Origin of the sequence: Microbacterium hydrocarbonoxydans, assembly GCF_900105205.1 — a bacterium.
GTDB classification, from domain to species: domain Bacteria; phylum Actinomycetota; class Actinomycetes; order Actinomycetales; family Microbacteriaceae; genus Microbacterium; species Microbacterium hydrocarbonoxydans.
Genome location: NZ_FNSQ01000005.1, coordinates 1 through 20,549, shown reverse-complemented (window position 1 = coordinate 20,549; position 20,549 = coordinate 1). Strand labels below are relative to the sequence as shown.

Here is a 20,549-nt window from a genome sequence, read left to right as displayed (position 1 = left end):
GCCTCCCTGGGCATCGACGTCGCGCACGCCACAGAGTCGATGTCAGGCGACTAGATGTAGTTCCTCGGGACGTTGTGATCACGTGAGTTAGCGAAGACCTCCGGGCAGGATGTGGGTTACCACACTCACATTCCACACACGGAGGTCTTCGTGACTCACGCTAACGCACCCCTGACGCCCGTTGGTCGGGCTCGGCTGGCCGACCTGATCAACACTCAAGGCTGGTCGGTGCGGCGAGCGGCCGAGCGGTTCCAGGTGTCGCCGGCAACAGCATCGAAGTAGGCCCGGCGAGCTCGCACGGGCGCCTCTGAGGCGGAGCGCTCTTCGCGGCCTCGTCGCAGTCCTGCGCGCACCGCGCGGCGCCTCGAGCGGCGGATCATCGCACTGCGGTTCACGAGACGATGGGGTCCGCACCGGATCGGATATCACCTCCGCATGCCCCGCTCCACCGTCGAGCGGGTTCTGCACCGATACCGGATGCCGATCCTGACGCACGTCGATCAGGCCACCGGCCTCCCTGTCCGGCGACCGAAACCCGTTCGCTACGAACGAGGACAGCCGGGCGACCTCATCCACGTCGACATCAAAAAGCAAGGCCGCATCCCTGACGGCGGCGGGCATCGCATGCTGGGCCGCACCATCGGGAACCGGAACAACAAGAAGAAGGGCCGCGGTTACGCGTTCCTCCATCACGCCGTCGATGACCACTCCCGGCTCGCCTACTCAGAGATCCTCGACGACGAACGCAAAGAGACCGCATCAGCGTTCTGGGCCAGAGCCGAGGCCTTCTTCACACGCGCGGGCATCACCGTCCGAGAGGTCCTCACCGACAACGGTTCTTGCTACCGCTCACACGCGTTCGCGACCGCTCTCGGCCCCGACATCAAACACCGATTCACGAAGCCCTACCGCCCGCAGACGAACGGGAAGGTCGAACGCTTCAACCGCACCCTCGCCCACGAATGGGCCTACGCCGAGACCTACGCCAGCGACGAAGCCCGAGCAGCCACCTACGACGCCTGGCTCCATCACTACAATCACCACAGACCCCACACACCGGCATCGGCGGCCACACACCCTCAGACCGCGTTCACAACCTCACGGGGAAGAACAGCTAGCGCTGGGGGCGAGGAGGACTCAGCGCCACAGGTCAAAAAGCCCAGACGAGGTTCGCATCGGGTCCTGTTACTACTTGCGACATTCGGGGCAGTGGGCGTGGGGTCTGCGGGTTCTGGTCTGAATCTTGGACGGCCACGAATATCCGCAAGCGCAGATCCACATGACTTTTCGACCAGACCCGACGGTGACCTCGGTAGGAGAGAGGGCGTTCGCTGGATCCCATTGCTTGGCGAGATCGGGGCGCAGCGTCGCAAGGTCGTTCTCGCCAGGGATGGGCAGCTTTCCTGCGCAGTAGGGGCAGCCGCAGCCGGAAGTGCGGTTCTTGACGGTCGCCGGCCACGAGTGGTTGCGATGGCAGATCCATGACACCTTCACGTGGGATGAGACTGTGACCTGGTTCGGTGAGCAGTCGTTGCTGGGATCCCATTGTGCGGCGATATCCGGTCGGCGTGTCGCGAGGTCAGTGGCTCCCGGGATGGCGACCCGTCCGGAGCACGAGGGGCAACCGGAACCAGCATGTCGATTGGCGACTGTCGCTGGCCAGGTGTGGTTCTTCGCGCAGCGCCACAGGGCTTCATAGGAGCTACTAACGGTCACTTCGGACGGTGTCCGGTCGTTCGCCCCTGCTTCGTGGTCCCACTCCGAAGCCAGATGAGGGTCGAGAGTTCCCAAGTCGTTGAATCCTGCGAGGACGACCCGATTCGCGCATACGGGGCATCCCGTCTTGTCCGTCGTGCGACCCCAGACGGGAAGCTCCCACGTGTGACTCAGGCCGCAACGCCATACCGCGGGGTAATCCGAGCCCGCGGTGACCTCGCTCGGAGTCTTGGAGTTCGCGGGGTCCCACTGTTCGGCGAGTTGAGGGTGGGTGGTGGCGAGGTCGTTGAAACCGGCGAGGGTGCGTTGGTTGGAGCAGTACGGGCACCCGTATCCTGAGCAACGGCCGCCGACAGCCGCGTCCCAGCTATGGTCGCAGGGGCCTCGCCACCAGACGACACGATCTGATCCGGGGGTGACTGTCTCCGGAGTGATGGAGCTGTCGTTGCGTTCGTAATCCCACTCTGCTGCGAGGCCTGGGTGAAGAGTGGCTAAGTCTGTTTCACCTGGTATCGCCCGGCTACCGCTGCAGTAGGGGCAGCTGCTTTCTTGCGTGGTGCGGGAGCGCACCTGGGCGGGCCAGGTGTGCTCTTGAGCAGTACACAGCCAGTTGATTTTCCGTGCGGAGGTGACGCTGACGTGATGAGGGTCCCCGCGGTTGGCTCCTGGGGTGGTGTCCCATTCCGCGGCGATGTCCGGCCGCAGGGTGCCGAGGTCGGTATGTCCAGGCCAGAAGTCCATGCCGATGCAGTATGAGCAGTTCGTCTCGGCAAAGCCTCGCACGTGGGGGCTTGCTTCCCAGGAGTGCCCCTCTTCGCACAACCACCAGGCTTTGTGGGAGACATCTACTCCCGACCAGGGGTCTCGGGTGGGCGGGTTGCGATCCCAGTCCCATTCGGAGATGGCTTGCGGGTGTCGGAGGATCCATAGCGGGTAGTTGGCGGTGGCGTCGAGGATGCGGGGGACGTCGACGGTGTCGAGGGCGGCTTCCAAGGGGCGGAACTTCGTGGGGATGGTGTGGCGGCGGAGGGGTCGGAGCCAGAGAATCACCCGTTCGACGAGGACGTCGCTGTTGGCGAAGCCCAACGTTGCGTTGATGTCGAGTCGTAGATCTGCCGCCGACTGAGTGCGCCATCGTGCGCAGTGCGAACGATTGGACAAGATCTGCAGAACGCGCACCGTCGCGCGGTACAGATGTGCGCGGCGATCGATCTCGCCTGCCGCGCTCATCAAGGACTGATTCTGCCCGGTCTCTCCGTCCTGGGCGGAGAGGGTGTCGTTGTCGCGCACCATGGCCCACACTTGACTGTGCAGCTGCGTGGTGACCCGACCAGTAGCGACGAGTCGACGGAAGGAGAGTTCCGCGTTCCGAAGCGTGGGATCGAAGGGAACGATAACCTGGGTATCGAGTTCGGTTCCGGGACCGACCCACACCATCTGCCCCGGGTGTCGGAGACAGAAGTTTTCCCGATCATGGGAAATTTGCTCGATCGTCTCCCCGGCACTGCATAGGCGGCACAGGAAGCGCTGCGGGTAGGCCCGTGTGGAGTCCGGTTGCGCTAGACGTTTCATGCGGAGGTAGTGACCGGCCGGGCGCCCTGCCGTCGCCTCGACCGCCCGAGCGGCCGCTTCATCGTCGATCCAGACGCGGTGGATGTTCGGTTGCGCTCGGCTGGTCAGTGCCCTCTCGGCGAAATCGAACGGCACTCCTGCGGCGCGGCATTGCCGCTGCGCGTAGGAGCGTGGCGTCTCAAGATGATGCCACTTGGGTCGTTTCGCCCACGCCTGCGTGCTGGTCATGCGGCGTCCACCAAGTCGTCCAGGGTGACGTTGTGTGTGTTGAGCGTGGTGCGCCGGAGAGTATCGAGAACCCCGAAGAGTCCCTCGCGGGTTACGGTCTCCGAGGTGCGCGATTCGTCGCGCAAGATGGACGCGACTAGGCGGTCCACGATCATCGCGAGAACGGCGAGTTTCCCGTCGGCGGCGTGGACTAGCGTGCCGGCGTTGCGGGTGAGAAGGCCGTGGACGTGCCCACATAGTGGTAGGAAGCTGTCGAAGGTGGCGACCCATTTGATCCATTGTTCGAAGTCCTCTTGGACGGCGGGGTCGATCTTGTCGAGTGTGACGAAGTCGCAGCGTGCGCTGACTTGCAGCCCGTCGCCCGTCTTGAATGCTTGGTCGAGATTGATTCCAACCAGGACGACGGTCGCACAGGACTCATTCTGGAGAGCCTTGATGACACTGGAGGGTTCAGTCCCGCCAAGCTTGTGCGCTTCGTCGATCACCAGCAGCTTCGTGCCATGTCGATGGAGGGCTTCGACGGCAAGCTTCCGCAGCCGGTCGGTGGCAATCTGTTTGGGGAGAACGATGGTGGGGGCGAGAAACTCCACGATCTGGGCAAGGAGAGCTTTCCCGGTCGAGTGTTCGGTCATCTCCACCCAGACGACCGGTGCGTCTCCGTCTCTGAGGTAGTCGGGGTGTTGGGCTGCGTGTCTGCGTTCTACGGATCGAGCCAACAGGAGAGCGAGTTCTGTCTTGCCGGAGAACATCGGCGCGGATACCATCAGCCCGCGCCGCGAGTTCTTCAGCCGAGGGTTGATTCGGATGAGGTCCTCCAGAATGCGAGCGCAGACTGCTTGCTCGCGCGTCTTCACCCTCAACGTCAGCCGGAGAAAGTCTTCGCGAGCTTGGTCGTATAGCTCTCGGGCTTCACTATCCAGATCTGTGTACTGCCGGAAGGTGATCTTCGGCGGCGATGCGGGCTCGGCGTCGAATGCTTCTCGAAGCCCTGCAAGGCTGGTCTTGCGGTCATGGTGGAGGACGAGTGGGGTGATCTTCATGGATCAAGCTCCTCTGCTTGAGCGAGATGTATGTCGGGGGACGTCCAATCGATGGTGCTGATGTCGACGGGTTTGGCCCATTGCCGTAATGGGATCGGTGTCGTTGTCGAGGGGCCTGACTCGCGTTGAGCTTCGACCTTGAGGCGCTGTTGCTCTCGCTTGTGTTGGGTGCGCTTGCGCTTGTCTCCTCGCTCGCGGCTTTCGACATGATCGATCCACTCCCGGCGGCGATCGGGATCGTCGATAGCGGCGTCGGGGTATCGGGTAAGGAGTTTCATGTCGATCTCGGCGACCATCGGTGCCGTCTTCTCTCGCAGAGCGACGTCCCAACACTCGATCCACAAGCCGGTTTCCGGGTGACGTACCCAGACGGCATTCGCGTTGTAGGGGTCGAAGCTCACCGGGAACTTCCTCGCTCTCGCGGATCCCGGTTCAGCGCCCGTGAGGGAGCGACTGCGGAGGTCCTCCAGGTCGGGCGAGTCGTAGCGGCGATTGTGGAGATCGATCCCTGCACGACCGATCATGCGACGTTCGGTCGGCAACAGGGCGAGGTACTCCTCGACTCCGAAAGGCACTGGGACGCCAGGCCCGACGCTGAAGAGTTCGGTGTACATCTGATTCGGGGTGAAGATCCGTCCGGGGGAGCTCGTCGACTTCAGGCCCTGGTGCGGTTTGTTCAGGTAGATGTTGGATATCCAACTGTCCAGGATGAGCCGGAGCGAGTCCAAGGTGAGCGTGGGGTTGTCGCGGGCGCCTCGATGCGCCACGGAGTTCCCCACGAAACCGGCCAACCATGCGGCGAAATCTGATGAGAGGGTGCCGAAGTTGCGTTCAACATGTGGCTTCACCGTCGGCGTTCCGGAGGGCGCGAGCTCCCTGTGGATTCCGTACGCACGGCAGGCATCTCTGAACGTGCGGGACCGAAAATCAGCTCCGCCGTCGATGGTGATTGATCGCGGAAAGATCCATGGGAGAGCCAGAGACTCGTCGCTGAGGTAGGGGTTCACCTGCTTCATCAGCGCGGAAGGCAAGGCGGCTGACCCCGAGAGAGTGGCAGCGCCCGAACCAGGCACGGCTTTGCGCCCGATGATGGCTCGGGCGAGCAGGAGCGCATGATCGAATCCGCCAGGGCTATCCGCGTGGATCGCCCAAGCGAGCGGCACTCGGCTGGCGACGTCGAGAAGCACGGTGAGTTTCGGACGGAACTCACTGGTCTCATCCCAAACGAGAACGTCGAGGTCCGTTGAATCGATCTCGCATCGCTCTCCAAGTTGATAGGCAGCTCCGGAGTGGTACTGACGCTTTGGGCTGTTGTCGGTGTTTCTCCGGGTGGTCGCTTTGTCGAAGCTGTAACGGCCTGCAGCCCGCTCGTTGATGTAGCCCTGGAGGGTGCGAGCCTTGATCTCACAAATGGGGTCGCCCGGGTAGGTTGTCTCGAGCGCTCGCCTCACCAAGACAGCGCAACGCTTTTTGCTACTCGTGGCCTTGTCCGTCTGGCGATCGAGGAATCGATCGATGATCGTCACCAGCCGCGGATCTGCCCGGCTGATGGCGAGTCGCTGCTCGCCCTTCCGGTGCATGCGGGCATTCAGCCCCGCTGCACCGTCTTGCTGGTAGGTCTTCCATAGGAGGTGAAAGGTACTGCGCGCTCGCCCCAGTGACGTGCCTTTCAACTCCAGCAGCTTCGCGTCAACGCGTGCGTTCTGAGTCGTCAGCGCAGGGTCATACTGCGCCCGAGGAGTGGAAGCCAACGGATCCATTGGTCTCCCGGTGAACGCCTCAAGGAGATGGGCCTCCATATCGCACACGTTGGTCGGCCACGCGTCCCCGTCCGGACGAAGCGATACCGCGCGCTCGCGTTGAGCCGTGCCGGCATGGCGCAGGAACTCGTCTACGGACATGATGAGGTGTCGATCGGGTGCGTTCTCGGACCGGAGCTTCACCTCTAGGCCGGGGATGATGTGGGCCCAGACCCAGATCTCGCCGTCAATGTCGAAAGAGTCCCCGAGTTTCAGCTTGCTCTCGTCAGACACTGATCGCATCCGTTCTCTCCCGACGTGCGGTAGTCAGTAGCGCGTTGCTATTGAAGACCGCAGACAGATCGAGCGCGAGAAGTCTGCGCCAGGCGAGGTTGTCAACCCATGCGCAGGCAAGAGGTGGGCAATCTGGTGATGCCAGCTCGCACAACTCCCGGCGAGTCTTGCTGTCAGTTGCCGCGTCGAGGATCCTGTCCTCGACGTCAGCAGGCGGCCTGCAACGGTCATGACGCGACGCCGACAACCATTCGACCACGCGGGTCGCATGGATGCTGTGGCCGGAAAGTACCTGATAGTGCCAGCCGAGCGTTGCCGACACAACCGCGGTTTCATCGAACTGCAGTTGCGCAGACTTGTCGATGCGTTCCTTTGGCCTCACGTCTCGAACGGCGTAGGAGTCGTCCGACATCTGCAATAGGAAATCCGGCACGTGCCAGTGACCCGCCATCGGCGAGCGAACGCCGAACACCACGCCAAATGGCTGCGACCACACCTTTGCTACTTGCCCGCCGAAATCGAGCCACATCAACTCGTCGCGCTCGAACTGAGACTCACACCATACGTGGCTACGGGTGCGACTCCAGAAGTACTCAGACCCCGTGAAAAAGTGGCTTGCGCCCTTCGATACTCGAACCTTCATCGGGTCGATGACCGACCAATCCAAACGGCCGAGACTTCGGTTGACCGGTGCGAACGAGACGCTATCCGCGTAGCCGGATGCGGAACGATGATCGCGCGGCACCCAGTGCAGCTCCGAGCCCTTCGAGAATCGTCGCCGTGCGATCAACCGTGCAATCTCAGCTGGCTTCATCACCACTCCAAGGAAGGCGGAGTACCTGAGTAGGCACATCGTTGTCGCCTGCGCCCAGGATCCGCCGGGTCGGCTTTGCCTGGCTCCCGACACACCGGTATGGCTCGGATTAGAGTTCGATCTGATGTCCGGCAACGACCGAACGAGAACACTGATGCCACCGCCGAGCAATCTGCAACGCTGAGACGGTGTGCAGGCGGTCGTCGTCGGAATTGCGTTGGAATGACGCAGTTGGCCTTCAGCTGACACGTCATCCTCCCGGAGGTGCTCTGTGTGTCAGCAGACCGAAGTTGCCGACGCGGCGACTTGCCCTGGCGGACGTCGGAAGCGGTAAGAGGCCCGCAGGACGGTGGCCCGGTTCGGCGGACGCATAGGGGATCTGCGTAGAGTGCGAGATGTGCCTCGAAATCCTCGCTTTCGCACCATTCGTGGTGCGATCGGAGCCATGCTCGCCGCGGTGTTCGCCATCGGTCTGAGCGGGTGTGCGCCGGATCCGGTCAGCGATTCCTTCCTCAAGGGTGAGAACACCGGGTATGTGGCCGCTGGCGGCGCGATCGTCGAGATCCCGATCGACGAGCGGAGCGAACCGGTCGACTTCAGCGGCATCACTGAAACTGGTGATGATTTCGACAGCGCAGACAACGCCGGCAAGGTCACGGTGGTGAACTTCTGGTACGCCGGGTGCGCGCCGTGCCGCATCGAGGCGAAGGATCTCGAAAGCGTCTGGCAAGAATACGGCGGCGAGGATGTAGCTTTCATCGGCATCAATACCCGCGACCAGGCCGACACTGCCCAGGCTTTCTCTCACGAGTTCGGCATCACCTACCCGAGCCTGATCGACGTGAACACGGCCGAGGCGAAACTCGCTTTCTCCGAGGTCGTGCCGATCCAGGCGACACCGACGACTCTCGTGCTCGACAGGCAGGGCCGTGTCGCCGCCCGCATCATCGGACCCATCGACGGCACCTCGATCCTCTCGACGCTCGTCAAGGACGCTCTGGCGGAGACACCGTGAACGCCGACACCATCATCGGGTCCGGTGCGCTCTGGCTCGCAGTCCCCGTCGCGATGCTCGCTGGCCTCGTGTCGTTCTTGTCGCCCTGCGTGCTCCCGCTGGTCCCCGGCTACCTCGGCTTCCTTGGCGGGGTGGTCGCGCCGGACTCGAAGGGTCGCGCGACGAACGCAGTCGCGCCCCAGCGCCGTCAGCTCGTAGTCGGCGTACCGCTGTTCATCCTCGGCTTCAGCGTCGTCTTCGTTCTCATCACCGCGCTGGGCGGCACGGCCGGCGTGTTCTTCCTACGCTGGGGCGACCTGGTCACACGCATCCTCGGAGTCGTCATCATCCTGATGGGGCTCGTCTTTCTCGGGTTGTTCAATTTCGCCCAGCGGGAGGTCCGCTTCCACGTCGGCTCCCGGGCCGGAATCGCAGGGGCGCCGCTACTTGGAGTGGCACTTGGTATCGGCTGGGCACCGTGCATGGGTCCGACGCTTGCCGCGATCATCGCGCTTTCGTTCAATGCTGGCGACCCTGTCCGTGCCGGCTTCCTCGGCCTCGCGTATTCGCTCGGCCTCGGCATCCCGTTCCTGTTGGTCGCATTCGGGTTCGGTTGGGCGGCGAAGACGGTCGAGTTCCTCCGTCGTCACATCCGGGTGGTGAACGTATGCGGAGGCATACTGCTGATCGTCCTCGGAATCCTGATGGTGACAGGGCTGTGGACCGACATCATGTCGCGGCTGACGGCGGTGATGGGTAGCGTCATTCTCCCTCTCTGAGATCCCTAGCAAGGATGTCGCGAGTGACGACTGGAGCAGCCCTCTCTACCCAACTGGTCATTGTGGGTGGCGCCACTTCGTGCTCCCATGTCGGAGCCTTAGATATAGACGCCGCGGTCTTCCATGAATCGGACGGGGTTGGTGTAACCACCATTGATGTAGACCTCGAAATGCAGATGGCAACCGAAGGAGCGTCCAGTGTCACCCGCGTAAGCGATGACCTGGCCCGAATTGACCCATTGCCCCCTGCCAACGAGGATGCCACTGGGTTTGATGTGCGCGTACCCGGTGCTGACGCCCCCGCCGTGTTGGATGCGGACGTAATTGCCGTAGTTGCCGTTCGCGCCGGCGTAGTCCACTGTTCCGGAGTTGGCGGCGTAGATCGCCGCTCCGCAGCCATTGGCCATGTCCGCGCCGTAGTGGTAGCTCGAGGAGCAGCCCTGCGAACCGCAGATCGGGGTCCGCGGGCCGTAGCTTGAACTTCGGCCGCCCCCGTGGGGCCGGACCCAACCGCCGCTACCGGCAGAGCCTCCGCCGCCGCCGTTGCCGCCACCGTTGGCTGCCGCTTCCGCGGCTTCGCGTTCGCGACGGGCGCGCTCTTCGGCCTCGCGCGCGGCCACACCCGACTGGTAACCAGCGACAGTCTGCGTGGTGGTGTCTTTCAGCGCGGCGAGCTGCGCCTGCATCGTCTCGAGGTTCGCGGCTTGCTCGTCGAGCGCGGCCTGTGCGGCGTCGGCCGCTTCTTGTGCCGCAATCATCTTCTGCTCTGCGACCTGCTGCAGGCGGTCTCGTTCGTCGCGGGCAACCTTCGCCTGATCGGTCAGCGATTGGGCGGTGTTGCGCGCCGAGATTGCGCCATCGTAGACCGACCGGTTGTACTCGAGAAGCTTGTCCATGGTGCCCAGGCGTGACAGGAGCTCATCGGCGTTGGCCGCGGAACCGGAGAAGAACAGTTGCAGTGCTGAATCATCTCCACCGTTGCGATACAGCTGTGCCGCAACTTGACCGGCCCTGCGCGCAGAGGTTTCGGCAATCGCTGATTGTTCGTCCGCCTGCGCCTGCAGGCTCTGAGCTTCCGTGATCGCAGCGAAGTACTCCTGCTGCGCTGCATAGAACTCGTCGGAGGCTGTATCGGCAGCAACCTGAGTCTCAGCGACCTTCCGCGTCAAGGACTGGATCAGCCCTTCGATTCGGGTGATCTCGGCAGCCTTGGCAGCTTCGTTGTTCTTGGCGCGTTGCACATCGTCCCAACTCGGGTACGACGCAGCGTACGCCGCTGAGTCGCCGGAGCCGATGCCGAGTGCAGCGAATGCAGCGACACCGAGCGCGCCGAGCCCGAAAGCGCCACGTCGAGTAACACTCAGCTTCCAGAACGAGTCGCGTTCGGCGGGCGTGGGTGCACAACCGCATTCTTCAGCCGCCTCCGTAGCCGCAGAGACGAGTCGTCCGTTCACTGTGCCCTCTCCTCGAGCTCGGCTTCGTGGATTCTGCTGCCATGGGCGCGCAGATTGGCCACGCTTGCATTGCCCGCCGTCTGGTCCATCGGCCGTACGTGGCCGCCGAAGTCGCGCCGACTCGCTCGTGATCTCTGATCAGTGGCCCATATCTGTCGCATCGAATTCGAGTTCGACTGTCCTGACACGAAGTTCACGCTTTCGGGTCCGTGTGGATGTCGGGGCTCACCTTGTTGTGTTTGTTCTTTTTCACTTGCCGTACGACAACGGTGGTGGCGATCACCGCGGCACCTATGACAGCCACGGCGATGATGAGCGGGATCGCGATCGAAGCCACCTCGTTCTCGCCTGCGGATGCCGCCGGGGCAGGGGTGTCCGCTGCGGGAGGTTCGGTAGTTGGCACAGCAGAGGGCGACGCCTTTGCCGGTTGCATCCGTGATTGTTCGTTCCCGCATGCTGGTTGGTCCCATCCCAGCCCTGGCTCGATGCCGGTGGGAGCGTACGTGAACGTGAAGCTCTCGGATATGGGGTGACCGTCGCTGGAGACGGCGTTCCAAAGCACGGTGTAGACGCCGGGTTCTCCGAGTGCGACCGGGGTGGTGAGGATGTTGCGGTCGATGGTGGAGCAGCTGGATTCGTAGAAGAGGCCGTCGGGTCCTTGCACTTGGGCGAAGCTTGCCTGGCTGAAGTCAATGAGTTCCCCGCTGAACGTGAGAGCGACGTCGTCGAGTTGGGTGACGGTTTCGTCTGCCCCGGGCACGGTGTCCAGGAGGTTGTCGTGCGCGAGAGCTGCGGGGGCCGGTGCGGCCACGATTCCCAGTGCGATGAGGGCAAGAAGTGTGCTGGCGAGCCAGCGGGTGCGGTGGGTGGAGGTCACGGGCGTGGGTCCTTTCGTCCGGCGGGCACGGGGGTGCTGTCGGTAGGTCTGTTGTTGCGTTTCGTGTGGAGGACGGAGAAGCCGGTGAGGATTGCGAGCATTCCCGCGATCATCAAGGTGGCGGCTCCGGCGAGGGCCTGGTCCTGCAGGGGGGTGGGTCCCCACGTCCGCCCCATGGCGCCAAACCACTCCGCGACGATGAGGTCGGAGCGAGCGATAGTGGCGATGCCGAAGAAAGTGGCCACGCCTGTGAGCGCAGTGAGTGAGGCCACACGCCACCGCCCCTCGGGAGTCGTGGACGCGTTCGGGGAAAGCGATCGTACGAAGAGGCACCCGGTGACGAGGAGCTGGCTGATCATCCATTCCGCTCCGAGCTGGTCGTAGAGCGACCATCGGAACAGGTCGGAGTAGTGGAACAACCACAGCGACGTGGCGAACAGGGACGCGGCGACGACGGGGCGACGAGTAAACCGGGCCAGGGGGCTGTGGGCGGCCCAGAGAAGCCATTCGCGCGGTCCTCGGCTTCCATCGTCCCGTGGGTGGATGACCAAGGTTGCGAGGGTGATCGGCGCCGCGAAGACAAGGAGCAAGGGGATCGCGAGACTGAGGAGAGCGAAGGCGAGGAATCGCATACTGATGAGCGAATCGTCATAGGCTGCGATCGGCCCACTGGTCGTCCACAGAAGCGCCCCCATCCCCGCAATCCAGCTGATCGTGCGCCTGGCTGGCCACGGATACCCGCGGCGCCGTGCGCGTCGGACGCCGACGAGGTAGAAGACGATTCCGAAACCCGCGACGAGCACCCAAAGGAGGTCGGGACTCCACGCCGTGAACCATCTCTGCAGGGTGAGTGCGACCGGGACGGGTGCGTCGGTGAGGATCTCCGCGGCGGTGGTCTGCGGCAGGGTGATCGCATCGGCGGGGGCGGCGGTGCGGGCGAGGGCGGCGGCGACCCCGCTCGCGACACCCATGAAACCGAGTTCGACGCACACGATCATCCAGAAGGCGCCACGGCCCTCGCTGGTCTTTGCGATGAGTCGGCGGCGGTAGGCGGCACCCAGGACGCCCATGACCAAAAGCGCGCCGATCTTTGTGAGAAGGAGGATGCCGTACGGTGAGGCCAAATCCTCCCACCGGCCGAGGGCTGTGAGCGTCCGCGCGTATCCCGAGACGGCGACGCCGATGAACGCGATGAGCGCCACCGTCGAGTACCGGCGGAGCAGGTTCTCGAGTTCGCGCGGCGAGCTGATCGGTCGCGCGACGACGAGCAGGATGAGCCCCCCGAGCCATACTGCTGCTGAAATGACATGCAGGACGAGGGACATGACAGCGGGATCGTGATTGGCGAGCTCACCCGAATGACCTTGGGTGGCCATGGGAATCAGACTGATGATCGCAAGCACGGTTGTGATCATGACCGCACCATAGCTGCGAACAGCGAATGCGAGGACTGTCACGACCGAAGCGAGGATCGCGGTGATGAGCCATGATCGTCCCAGCTCCGTGTCGAGGAGGAAGCGACCGAGCTGCGTGCCGAACTCGGCACTCAGGTTAACTTGCGGATTGAATGAGGACAGGAAGGTGAGGTAAGCCACCACCCCGCTTGTGAGGGTGAGGGTCGCGGCGCCGGCGGAGGCAATATCGAGCGCGACGGTGAAGGGCTTCCCTGCCGAGGGGAGAGCGAACACCGCCAGCACCAGGGGCCCGAGCATCGCCGCACCGGACAGATTGACGAACAGTTTCGCGGCCGGGAGTCCCCATCGCACGAGCGCTCCAGGGTCACTCGCGAGTCTTGGTGCAGCTCCTCCACCAATCACGAGCCCGATGACCACAGCGATGAGTGCGGCGGCAACGAGAATCGTCGGTCCAACGATCCGGAGAACAACGGGATTCATGGAGTGGTATCCCCTGTCTGAGCGCCAGCAGCGTCCGGGTCTTCCGTCACAGGTGCCGTGCATTCACCGGTCTTGGGGAGCTGCTGGATCGCCCCGGCAAGAGATTCGAGAACCGCGTCCGCCGACAGGGTGGTCGTGTCCACGTACACCTGGGCAGCTGGATCTCGGCCGTAGGTTGTGAGCCGCAGATTCGGGGTCTCCTCCTCGTCGACGATCCAATCGACGCCCCCCAAGCTGACACATTGCAGCGTGGTGGGGCCGGGGCTCCAACCCGCAGGTGAGGAGCACGCTACTGGGGGTGCCCCATCCTGCGGTGGCCTGAGCGTCCGTCCAGACGCGAGCCTGGTCGCCAATCGAGTCCGGTAATCGTACGGTGACCTCTGCGCACAGCGGGTCATTCGCGTTCGCTGCGGGCTCGAGGTGGACGGTGGGTGCGCAGCTGGTGAGCACAAGCAGTGCGCACAGCGCCGCGCCAGAGGTCAGAATCTTGAGCTTCACAACGTCATCCATCCGTCTTCCTGGGAGTCAGCATGCGTCCGTCGCTGTCGGATCGACATGACGAGCAGCGCTAGTACCGTTCCGATACTGAGCATCCAGCCGAGCCACGGCATCAGCACGACAGCGAGAGTCGTGCCGGCGCGGAGGGGGACCTCGGTGATCTTCGCCGCGGTCGTGTCCACCGCAACCTGAGCCAACACTTTTCCATCGCGGCCGATGACTTGACTGGTCCCGGTGGTGGAGACGTTCACCGCAGTTCTCCCTGTTTCGAGCGCGCGTATGCGGGCGATGGTCAGCTGTTGGAGGTTCTCGTCCGTGCCTCTGAAATCCGCATTGTTGGTTTGAAACACGAACATCTGCGCGCCAGAGGACGCGCTCTGGTGGATGACGTCGTCGTAGATGACGTCGAAACAGATCGCCAGACCGATGGGCACATCGCCAACGTTCATGAGGGGCGTGTTGGAGCCGGGCGTGTACTCGCGTTGTATCAACCCGATGAGATCGGGGGCGATGGCTTCGTAGAACCAACGGTCCGGCACGTATTCGCCGAAAGGGACGGGGTTGGCCTTGTCGTGGAGCTGCTGCGGCCCGGCGCTGGTCCACAGCATCGAGGTGTTGAACGTGTCAGCTCCGCGGGTGGTTGCCGCATTCACCAGTGCCGGAGCGCCAGCACCCTGCACGAGTCGATCAAGGCGGCCTGCGACGGCGGCATCGCGCAGGGGATCGGCGTCGACGGCCCCTTCTGGCCAGACGAGAAGGTCCATTTCACGCCCCAGGAGCGGAGCGGTCGCTTCTTCCTGTGCGCGCAGGATGTCACCTGTTGTCCTGGTGTCGAAGTAGCCGCTGGGACCGTTGCCCTGCACCCATCCGACGCGCATCATTCCCGCTTGCTCAGTCGGGAACAGAGGGACGGCCATCGCGGCAACGACGATGACCGCCGCTGCTGCTCCCGGCTCCCACCGGCGGAGGGTGAGGGCTTCCACGACGCTTGCGCAGACGAGGATTGTCAGGAAGGTCAGCCCGGTTGTCCCCACCCAGGAAGCGGCTTCCGCGAGCGGGCTCTCGGCAAGAGTGAAGCCGATTCGCGCCCACGGGAACCCGGTGTACGGCGCATTCCCCATCAGCGTTTCCCGCAGCACCCACACCCCGGCGACGAGCACAGGAGTGATCGCGTGATACCCGAATCCCGCCCGCGTGGTGGCGACACGATAGGCGAGTGCGATCAGCGCACCGCCGGCACCGAACAGCAGGGATTCCAAGCCAGCCAGCGCGACCCATGGGATGGGCCCCAGAAACCGGGTCACCCATACCAAGTGAGTGAAGTAGAAGGCCGTCCCGTAGACGAGGGAGATCAGGAACGCCCCGGGAACAGAGCGTCCGCGAAGCGTCCACAGCCCGATGGTTGCGCTCACGAACGTCGCGGGCCACCACCCGGACGCGGGGTAGGCGAGATCCAGCATGCCTCCTGCGATGGCGGACGCGACGATCGCTACGGGAAATGGCACCGCAGCTGCCAGGAGCGCATCGTGCGCACTGGCGTTGCCGCGCCGTGGTCGAACGGAGAGGGCGTGTCCCACCAACGGGTCAGCGGTCACGGTCATGAGTGCCCAGGTTTTTCAGGTAAGCGTTGTACGAGTCGAGGTCGGCGTTCCCGTGCACGTCGGCATACCGATCCGCCGCGGCAGCACGAGCGGTGTCGCTTCGGAACCAACGATGCATCACGTAGATCAACATCAGTACGGTCGGGGCTTCACCGTAGGACCATGCCAGAGCGCCGGCTAGCTGCTGATCGGCGAGGGATCGATGCCCAGTGCTTCGGTGGGCGCGACGAACGAGCCGACCAGGATCGTACTGGCCATCATGAGAAACACCCCGAAGAATGCGTGGAGCGCGGCTTCGGCAAAGACGTCCAGTGCACGGGCACCATGACCCAACCTGACCGGCAGCGGATCGGAGGACAGGATGGGATGGTGAAGAGCACGCCGGCGAGGAGGAATCCGACCTCGAGTGCGACGTGACCCCGGGGAGAGCGAGGATGGCATCGGCAGCACCCGCAAGGTAGATGCCGTAGAACGCGAACAGGTAGAGCGGGACAGTGGCCCACGGACTGAGTATCCATTTCGCGGCCGGCTTCGAAGAGCACCGTGGGCCGCTGTGAGGACTAACCGTCCCGCTCCATGATGCGGTGTCGCTCGCAGAAGAAGGGTGCCGGGAGAGCCCAGGACGAGGAGCGGCGGCACCATCATCATCAGAGTGAGCTGCTGGAACATGAAAACGGACACCAGCGCCTGGCCGTAGGTTTCAACGCCTAGACCAGTGACCGCCGCGAGGAGAACACACCCGAGAAGGAAGCTGACCGTTCGCCACACGGGCCACCGACGCCCGCGCGTCCACAACCGGATCGCTCCGACCAGATACAGCACAGCGAGGATCCCCGCGACTATCGGTAACACCGGAAGCGGGATGTCCGCCGGTGCGAGGAACGCCTGCAAAGACGGGGACTTTCGAGGATCTGGCCGCTCACACGCATGGTCGTGACAAGAAGATCGCGCTGTTCACTTCCGGATCACCTTGATCGTCGCCCCCGCTGCCAGGAACGCCACGGCCGCGATGGGCTGTGCTGTGGTCCACACGACACCGGAGAAGGGGAAGGGCATTACCGGGTTCCAGAGCACGGCGATCGCGAGGAAGACCGGGATCCACCACCAGTGGCGTGCCTGCAGCGCAAACCACGCGACGATCAGCCCGAAAATTGAGGCGATGAAGAGGACGAGGGCGCCCAATTCGCCTGGAAGAGCGCCGGGCGAGGAACAGGATCGCGGCGGCGACGAGGCTGGGGCCAGGGCGTTCCGCTGGTAAGTGGAGGGGACACGTTCTTTGGGACTCATGGGTGAACCGTTTCTTCGGCGGGTACAGGGTCGACGGGATCGGGGCGGGACGAGGGGTCTGGCCGGCGACGGCTTATGCGCAGACCCGCGACGATGAGGAACACGGCACCGATGCCGAGAGCGACATCGGCGAGGTTGCCGATGAACAGGTTCCCGTAGGCAAGGAAATCGGTGACGTGCCCGATCCCGAACGCGGGCGGCGAGAATAAGCGATCGATGAGGTTCCCGATCGCACCGCCCACGATGAAACCGAAACCAACCGCCGACCACACGTTGCGGGCTCGGGTAGCGGCACCGATGAGGGCCGCGGTGACAGCGAGCCCGACGACGGTGATGACCCATGTGGAGCCTTCCCCGAGCGAGAAGATCGCCCCGGGGTTGAAGGCCAGTTGAAGACCGAGCCAGTCACCGATCAGCGGTATACGCGCATCCTGTCGCAACGTGTTCAGAGCAAGAGTCTTGGTGCCTTGATCGATCAGGATAACGATGGCGGCGACGATGAGCACCACGGCCGACCGGCGGACTCGATCACGCATCGGCGTCTTCCCCGCGGCCGCGGCATCCTCAGCAACTTCGGCGCGATCCCGCTGGTGACGGCGGCGCCCGGCCATCATCACGCCACAACCCCGACCCCCAGGATGATAGCCAAACCGGAGAGGAAGAATAGGGGCAGCATTTCGAAGGCACCGCCTCCGGATGGTGTGCCGCCGTACGTTTGTGCCGGCGATGCGGTTTCCGTTTCTTCGCTGCTCTGTGGTGAGGCTTCAGGGGTGGGCTTGCGGTGGTTGTGCCGGATCCCGTGTCCGTCGCGGTCTGACGGTGTACACGTACTCTCCGCTGATCGGATGCCCATCGGCGGAGACGGTCTTCCATCGGACAGTGAAGACACCGGTCGCGGCGTCCGGGAGAGGTGCTGCGTGATAACGTCATCGGTCGCCTGGGGGCGTCGACTGCGACGTTTGCTCCGGTTTCATCGACCACGTCGATGACTGTTGCGCCGTCACCATCCGGAAGCAGCCCGGTGAACATCAGAGAGATCTCGTCGGAGAGCCGTCGACGGCCGAGTCGCGTCGGGGTACGCCGAGACGAACTCGTCGTGAGCGGCGGCCGGGCTGTGGTCCCAGCACGACGGATGCCGACACCATCAGGGCGGCGCGGCGAGGCTGTGATACGTGCCGAGAGGCGTTTATGCATGGGTGTCGTGCTCTCCGGGGTGGGATTCGGGTTCGATCTGGAAGGTGGAGTGTTCGATGCTCACGGCGAAGTGCTCGTTGACGCATTGCTGAAGTGATGTCAGCAATGCGGCGGAAGCTTCCATCGTGACGGTGTCATCGACCACGACATGGCGGTGAGCGTGGGAGGTCGGTCGAGACTTGGGTCGCGTGAAGGTCGTGCACCGCGACCACGTGCGGAAGGGCAAGGATGTGGCGGCGGACATCCTCGAGGTCGAGGCCGGCGGTGTGGACTCCAACAGCACCGACCGGATGCTCGCAACAGGATAAGAGTGCGGGGAATGATGAGCAGCGCGATCAAGACGCCCGCGACGGCGTCCGCCTGATACCAACCGAAAACGGCGATGAGGATGGCGCTGGCGATGACGCCGACGGAACCGAGGCATCGTTGACGACCTCGAGGAACGCGGCGCGCATGTTGAGATTGCGTCCGCGGCCGCTGAACAATACGAGCATGGAGGCGATGTTGGCGACGAGACCGACGATGCGAAGAACAGCAGACTCCCCGATGCGATCTCAGGGGGCTCGAACAGCCGCCGTACGCCTTCCACGAGCGCGAAGATGCCCACCCCGAGCAGCAAAGTTGCTTGAGCGAGCGCACCGAGAACCTCCGTGCGTCGAAGACCGAAGGTGTACTTGGGAGTCGGGGGACGATTCATCAGATGCGCAGCGGTGACGGCCATCGCCAACCCGACGACATCGGTGAGCATGTGCGCCGCATCAACAAGCAGTGCGAGGCTGCCTGTGATGATTGCGCCGATCACTTTCGACGATGAAGACCGAAGAGGTGATCGCGAACGCGATGACCAGGCGATTGCGGGAGTGGCGTCACCGATACGTGACTGTGCCCTGTGTCTGTCATGGTGCTCCTTTACGGCCGTCCAACGATGTGCCGGCGACGATCGCCGCATCACGACCCGCCCCAGCGAGGGTGCCCGCATCTGCCCGGGAGTAACGCGGCATGCCAACAGTGAACAGTCCCGGGATGCGTGCATTGACGTGCAAAGGCTGCCCGGGCGGCTCCGAATCGGGCAGCCATGCGTCCGCCGGCCTGTACCCGGTCGCAAGGATCACGGAATGCGGCTTCACGGACGCCCCATCGGCGAACATCACGGTGTCTCCGTGTACCTCCGTCACGGCGGCGGCATGAGTGACGTCTGTCGAAGCTACGCGGGGGCGTGACTCAGACATCGGACCCCGACGTCGCAGCCTCGACCAGATGGGCCGCTCCGACACCTCTGAGGATTCCGCTCGAGTGGAGAGGGTGACGTCGTGGGAGGAAGCGAGCTCTTCTGCAATCTCACTCCGCTGAATCCACCGCCAACGATCAACACGCGGCCGGGAGGTATCTGGGCGGATAGAGGTACTGGCTGGAATGCAGCACAACACCGGGTACTGCCATTCCAGGCGCCAGCCCGGCACGCGCGGCACCGCGGCAGCTCCCGTTGCACAGACCACATTTCGGGTTTGCACTTCCCGGCGGAGGTCGACAGATGCAGTGTGGATCCGTCGCCCAACCGGGTGATTCCAAGAGCACGAGTGCCCCACACGGTCTTCACACCGAGGGCGTTCTCCACCGAAGACAGGTAATCGGACATCTCATCCTTACTCGGATAACGGTCTCCATCGCCGGGAAAGGAAACCCGCGACGACACTGTGGCGGGCCGCGCTGCGTAGCTTCATCGACTGCCACCGTGTGGCCCAGCTTCGTCGACCGGGAGGTGCAGAATCGATGATCACGAAGTCCTTCTGCGGCTCAAGCCCGGAGGACCTGAGTGCGGCGGCTGTCGCCAACCCGGAGTGCCCGGCGCCGACGATGATGACGCGACGGTGCGATAGCGAACGCGCCATCATTCAGCACCGTTCACCGCGGCTTCAATGGTGTCCTCCAGGTCATTCCACGTCTCCAGCACGACAGGCTCCCCATCGATGAAGAACGAGGGGGTACTGCTGACACCGAGCTGCTCACCCTCGTCTAGATCGAACTGGACCCGTTCTGCAGTCGCCGGATCAGCGACCGCATCATCGAACGCGGCATATCCAATCCGAGTTCCTCCGCAAATCCCCGGAACAGGTCCGCACGAGACTCTTGAGCCTCACCCCATTGAGACTGCGTCTCGAACAGGCGGTGATACATCTCTTCCAGCCGTCCCTGCTGCGCTGCGCTTCGCAGCGATCGCGGCATTCTTCGAGTTGAGATGACCCGGCAACGGGAAGTAGCGGATCACGTACGTGATCTCGCCATCGAACTTGCCACGGAGATCCTCGACGAGGGGATAAAAAGCACCGCAGGCTCGCACTCGAAATCGAGGAACTCGACCACCGTCACGCCCCATCTCCTCCGTCATCGAGACATGCGAGTTCTCACGGACGACCTGTGGACCATCAGCGGCCCCCGTCTCGGGTGCGGCAGCTCGACTCTGATTGACAAGGACGAACACCAGCGCAACGATCAGCAACACCACGGCGAGAGCCACGGTGACAAGTTACCGCTTTCATAGAAGATTTCATAGACACTCCAGACACACA

At 63.6% G+C, this 20,549-nt stretch carries 16 protein-coding genes and 4 pseudogenes; 3 read left to right on the top strand and 17 right to left on the bottom strand.

Annotated features, from left to right (window positions below; genetic code table 11):
• Positions 1-150 precede the first annotated feature (150 nt).
• A pseudogene (locus BLW44_RS00330) lies at positions 151-1,118 on the top strand (IS481 family transposase).
• A 70-nt stretch (positions 1,119-1,188) separates the two neighbouring features.
• Here the strand turns inward: BLW44_RS00330 and BLW44_RS17665 are convergent.
• From BLW44_RS17665 to BLW44_RS00310, 4 genes are read right to left on the bottom strand one after another with little or no spacing between them, the layout of a single operon-like run.
• Complete coding sequence (locus tag BLW44_RS17665) at positions 1,189-3,516, bottom strand: zinc-ribbon domain-containing protein (RefSeq protein WP_139305201.1); 2,328 nt, start codon at positions 3,514-3,516, stop codon at positions 1,189-1,191.
• Positions 3,513-4,556, bottom strand: coding sequence for a TniB family NTP-binding protein (locus BLW44_RS00320; protein WP_053098494.1), 1,044 nt, complete (start codon positions 4,554-4,556; stop codon positions 3,513-3,515). The genes BLW44_RS17665 and BLW44_RS00320 overlap by 4 nt, the downstream gene beginning before the upstream one ends.
• The gene (locus BLW44_RS00315; protein WP_053098495.1) at positions 4,553-6,589 is read right to left on the bottom strand and encodes a Mu transposase C-terminal domain-containing protein; all 2,037 of its coding nucleotides are present in this window, start codon (positions 6,587-6,589) and stop codon (positions 4,553-4,555) included. The genes BLW44_RS00320 and BLW44_RS00315 overlap by 4 nt, the downstream gene beginning before the upstream one ends.
• Positions 6,582-7,403, bottom strand: coding sequence for a TnsA-like heteromeric transposase endonuclease subunit (locus BLW44_RS00310; protein WP_167347459.1), 822 nt, complete (start codon positions 7,401-7,403; stop codon positions 6,582-6,584). The genes BLW44_RS00315 and BLW44_RS00310 overlap by 8 nt, the downstream gene beginning before the upstream one ends.
• 445 nt (positions 7,404-7,848) lie before the next feature.
• On the opposite strand from BLW44_RS00310, the gene BLW44_RS00305 reads away from it, so the two are divergent.
• Both BLW44_RS00305 and BLW44_RS00300 read left to right on the top strand, forming a co-directional pair.
• Complete coding sequence (locus tag BLW44_RS00305) at positions 7,849-8,418, top strand: TlpA family protein disulfide reductase (RefSeq protein ID WP_053098497.1); 570 nt, start codon at positions 7,849-7,851, stop codon at positions 8,416-8,418.
• Positions 8,415-9,176: a cytochrome c biogenesis CcdA family protein gene (locus BLW44_RS00300; RefSeq protein ID WP_060926728.1), complete on the top strand. Its 762-nt coding sequence runs from the start codon at positions 8,415-8,417 to the stop codon at positions 9,174-9,176. The genes BLW44_RS00305 and BLW44_RS00300 overlap by 4 nt, the downstream gene beginning before the upstream one ends.
• Positions 9,177-9,274: 98 nt before the next feature.
• Here the strand turns inward: BLW44_RS00300 and BLW44_RS00295 are convergent, their stop codons facing one another.
• The 13 genes and pseudogenes from BLW44_RS00295 to BLW44_RS18130 form a co-directional block, all read right to left on the bottom strand.
• Entirely contained in the window at positions 9,275-10,630 is a 1,356-nt protein-coding gene (locus BLW44_RS00295; RefSeq protein ID WP_026049678.1) for a M23 family metallopeptidase, read from the bottom strand.
• A 193-nt stretch (positions 10,631-10,823) separates the two neighbouring features.
• The gene (locus BLW44_RS00290; protein WP_026049677.1) at positions 10,824-11,507 is read right to left on the bottom strand and encodes a copper resistance CopC family protein; all 684 of its coding nucleotides are present in this window, start codon (positions 11,505-11,507) and stop codon (positions 10,824-10,826) included.
• Positions 11,504-13,219: a bifunctional copper resistance protein CopD/cytochrome c oxidase assembly protein gene (locus tag BLW44_RS17660; protein WP_167347460.1), complete on the bottom strand. Its 1,716-nt coding sequence runs from the start codon at positions 13,217-13,219 to the stop codon at positions 11,504-11,506. Before BLW44_RS17660 ends, BLW44_RS00290 begins: the two co-directional genes overlap by 4 nt.
• A 246-nt stretch (positions 13,220-13,465) precedes the next feature.
• On the bottom strand, positions 13,466-13,912 hold the full coding sequence (locus BLW44_RS00280) for a DUF3515 family protein (protein WP_254775102.1): 447 nt from the start codon (positions 13,910-13,912) through the stop codon (positions 13,466-13,468).
• Positions 13,897-15,501 carry an apolipoprotein N-acyltransferase gene (gene lnt / locus BLW44_RS00275; protein WP_079112071.1) on the bottom strand — a complete coding sequence of 535 codons (1,605 nt, stop codon included), beginning with the start codon at positions 15,499-15,501 and terminating at the stop codon, positions 13,897-13,899. The genes BLW44_RS00280 and lnt overlap by 16 nt, the downstream gene beginning before the upstream one ends.
• Positions 15,485-16,269: pseudogene (locus BLW44_RS00270) on the bottom strand (cytochrome c oxidase assembly protein). Before BLW44_RS00270 ends, lnt begins: the two are co-directional and overlap by 17 nt.
• Positions 16,270-16,455: 186 nt before the next feature.
• Positions 16,456-16,683: a DUF6804 family protein gene (locus BLW44_RS00265; protein WP_338061374.1), complete on the bottom strand. Its 228-nt coding sequence runs from the start codon at positions 16,681-16,683 to the stop codon at positions 16,456-16,458.
• Positions 16,684-16,784: 101 nt separating this feature from the next.
• Positions 16,785-17,324 (bottom strand): signal peptidase II, encoded by a 540-nt coding sequence (lspA, locus tag BLW44_RS00260; protein ID WP_053098498.1) that lies wholly within the window; start codon positions 17,322-17,324, stop codon positions 16,785-16,787.
• Between the two features lie 228 nt (positions 17,325-17,552).
• A pseudogene (locus BLW44_RS18620) lies at positions 17,553-17,690 on the bottom strand (copper resistance protein CopC); the annotation flags it as partial.
• 284 nt (positions 17,691-17,974) lie between these two features.
• A pseudogene (locus BLW44_RS00250) lies at positions 17,975-18,830 on the bottom strand (cation diffusion facilitator family transporter).
• A 795-nt stretch (positions 18,831-19,625) separates the two neighbouring features.
• Positions 19,626-19,871, bottom strand: a complete 246-nt coding sequence (locus tag BLW44_RS18140; protein WP_254775136.1) for an NAD(P)-binding protein — start codon at positions 19,869-19,871, stop codon at positions 19,626-19,628.
• Positions 19,871-20,065, bottom strand: coding sequence for a DsbA family protein (locus tag BLW44_RS18135; RefSeq protein ID WP_254775135.1), 195 nt, complete (start codon positions 20,063-20,065; stop codon positions 19,871-19,873). The genes BLW44_RS18140 and BLW44_RS18135 overlap by 1 nt, the downstream gene beginning before the upstream one ends.
• A gap of 51 nt (positions 20,066-20,116) precedes the next feature.
• Positions 20,117-20,497, bottom strand: a complete 381-nt coding sequence (locus tag BLW44_RS18130) for a DsbA family protein (protein ID WP_254775101.1) — start codon at positions 20,495-20,497, stop codon at positions 20,117-20,119.
• Between the last annotated feature and the right edge of the window lie 52 nt (positions 20,498-20,549).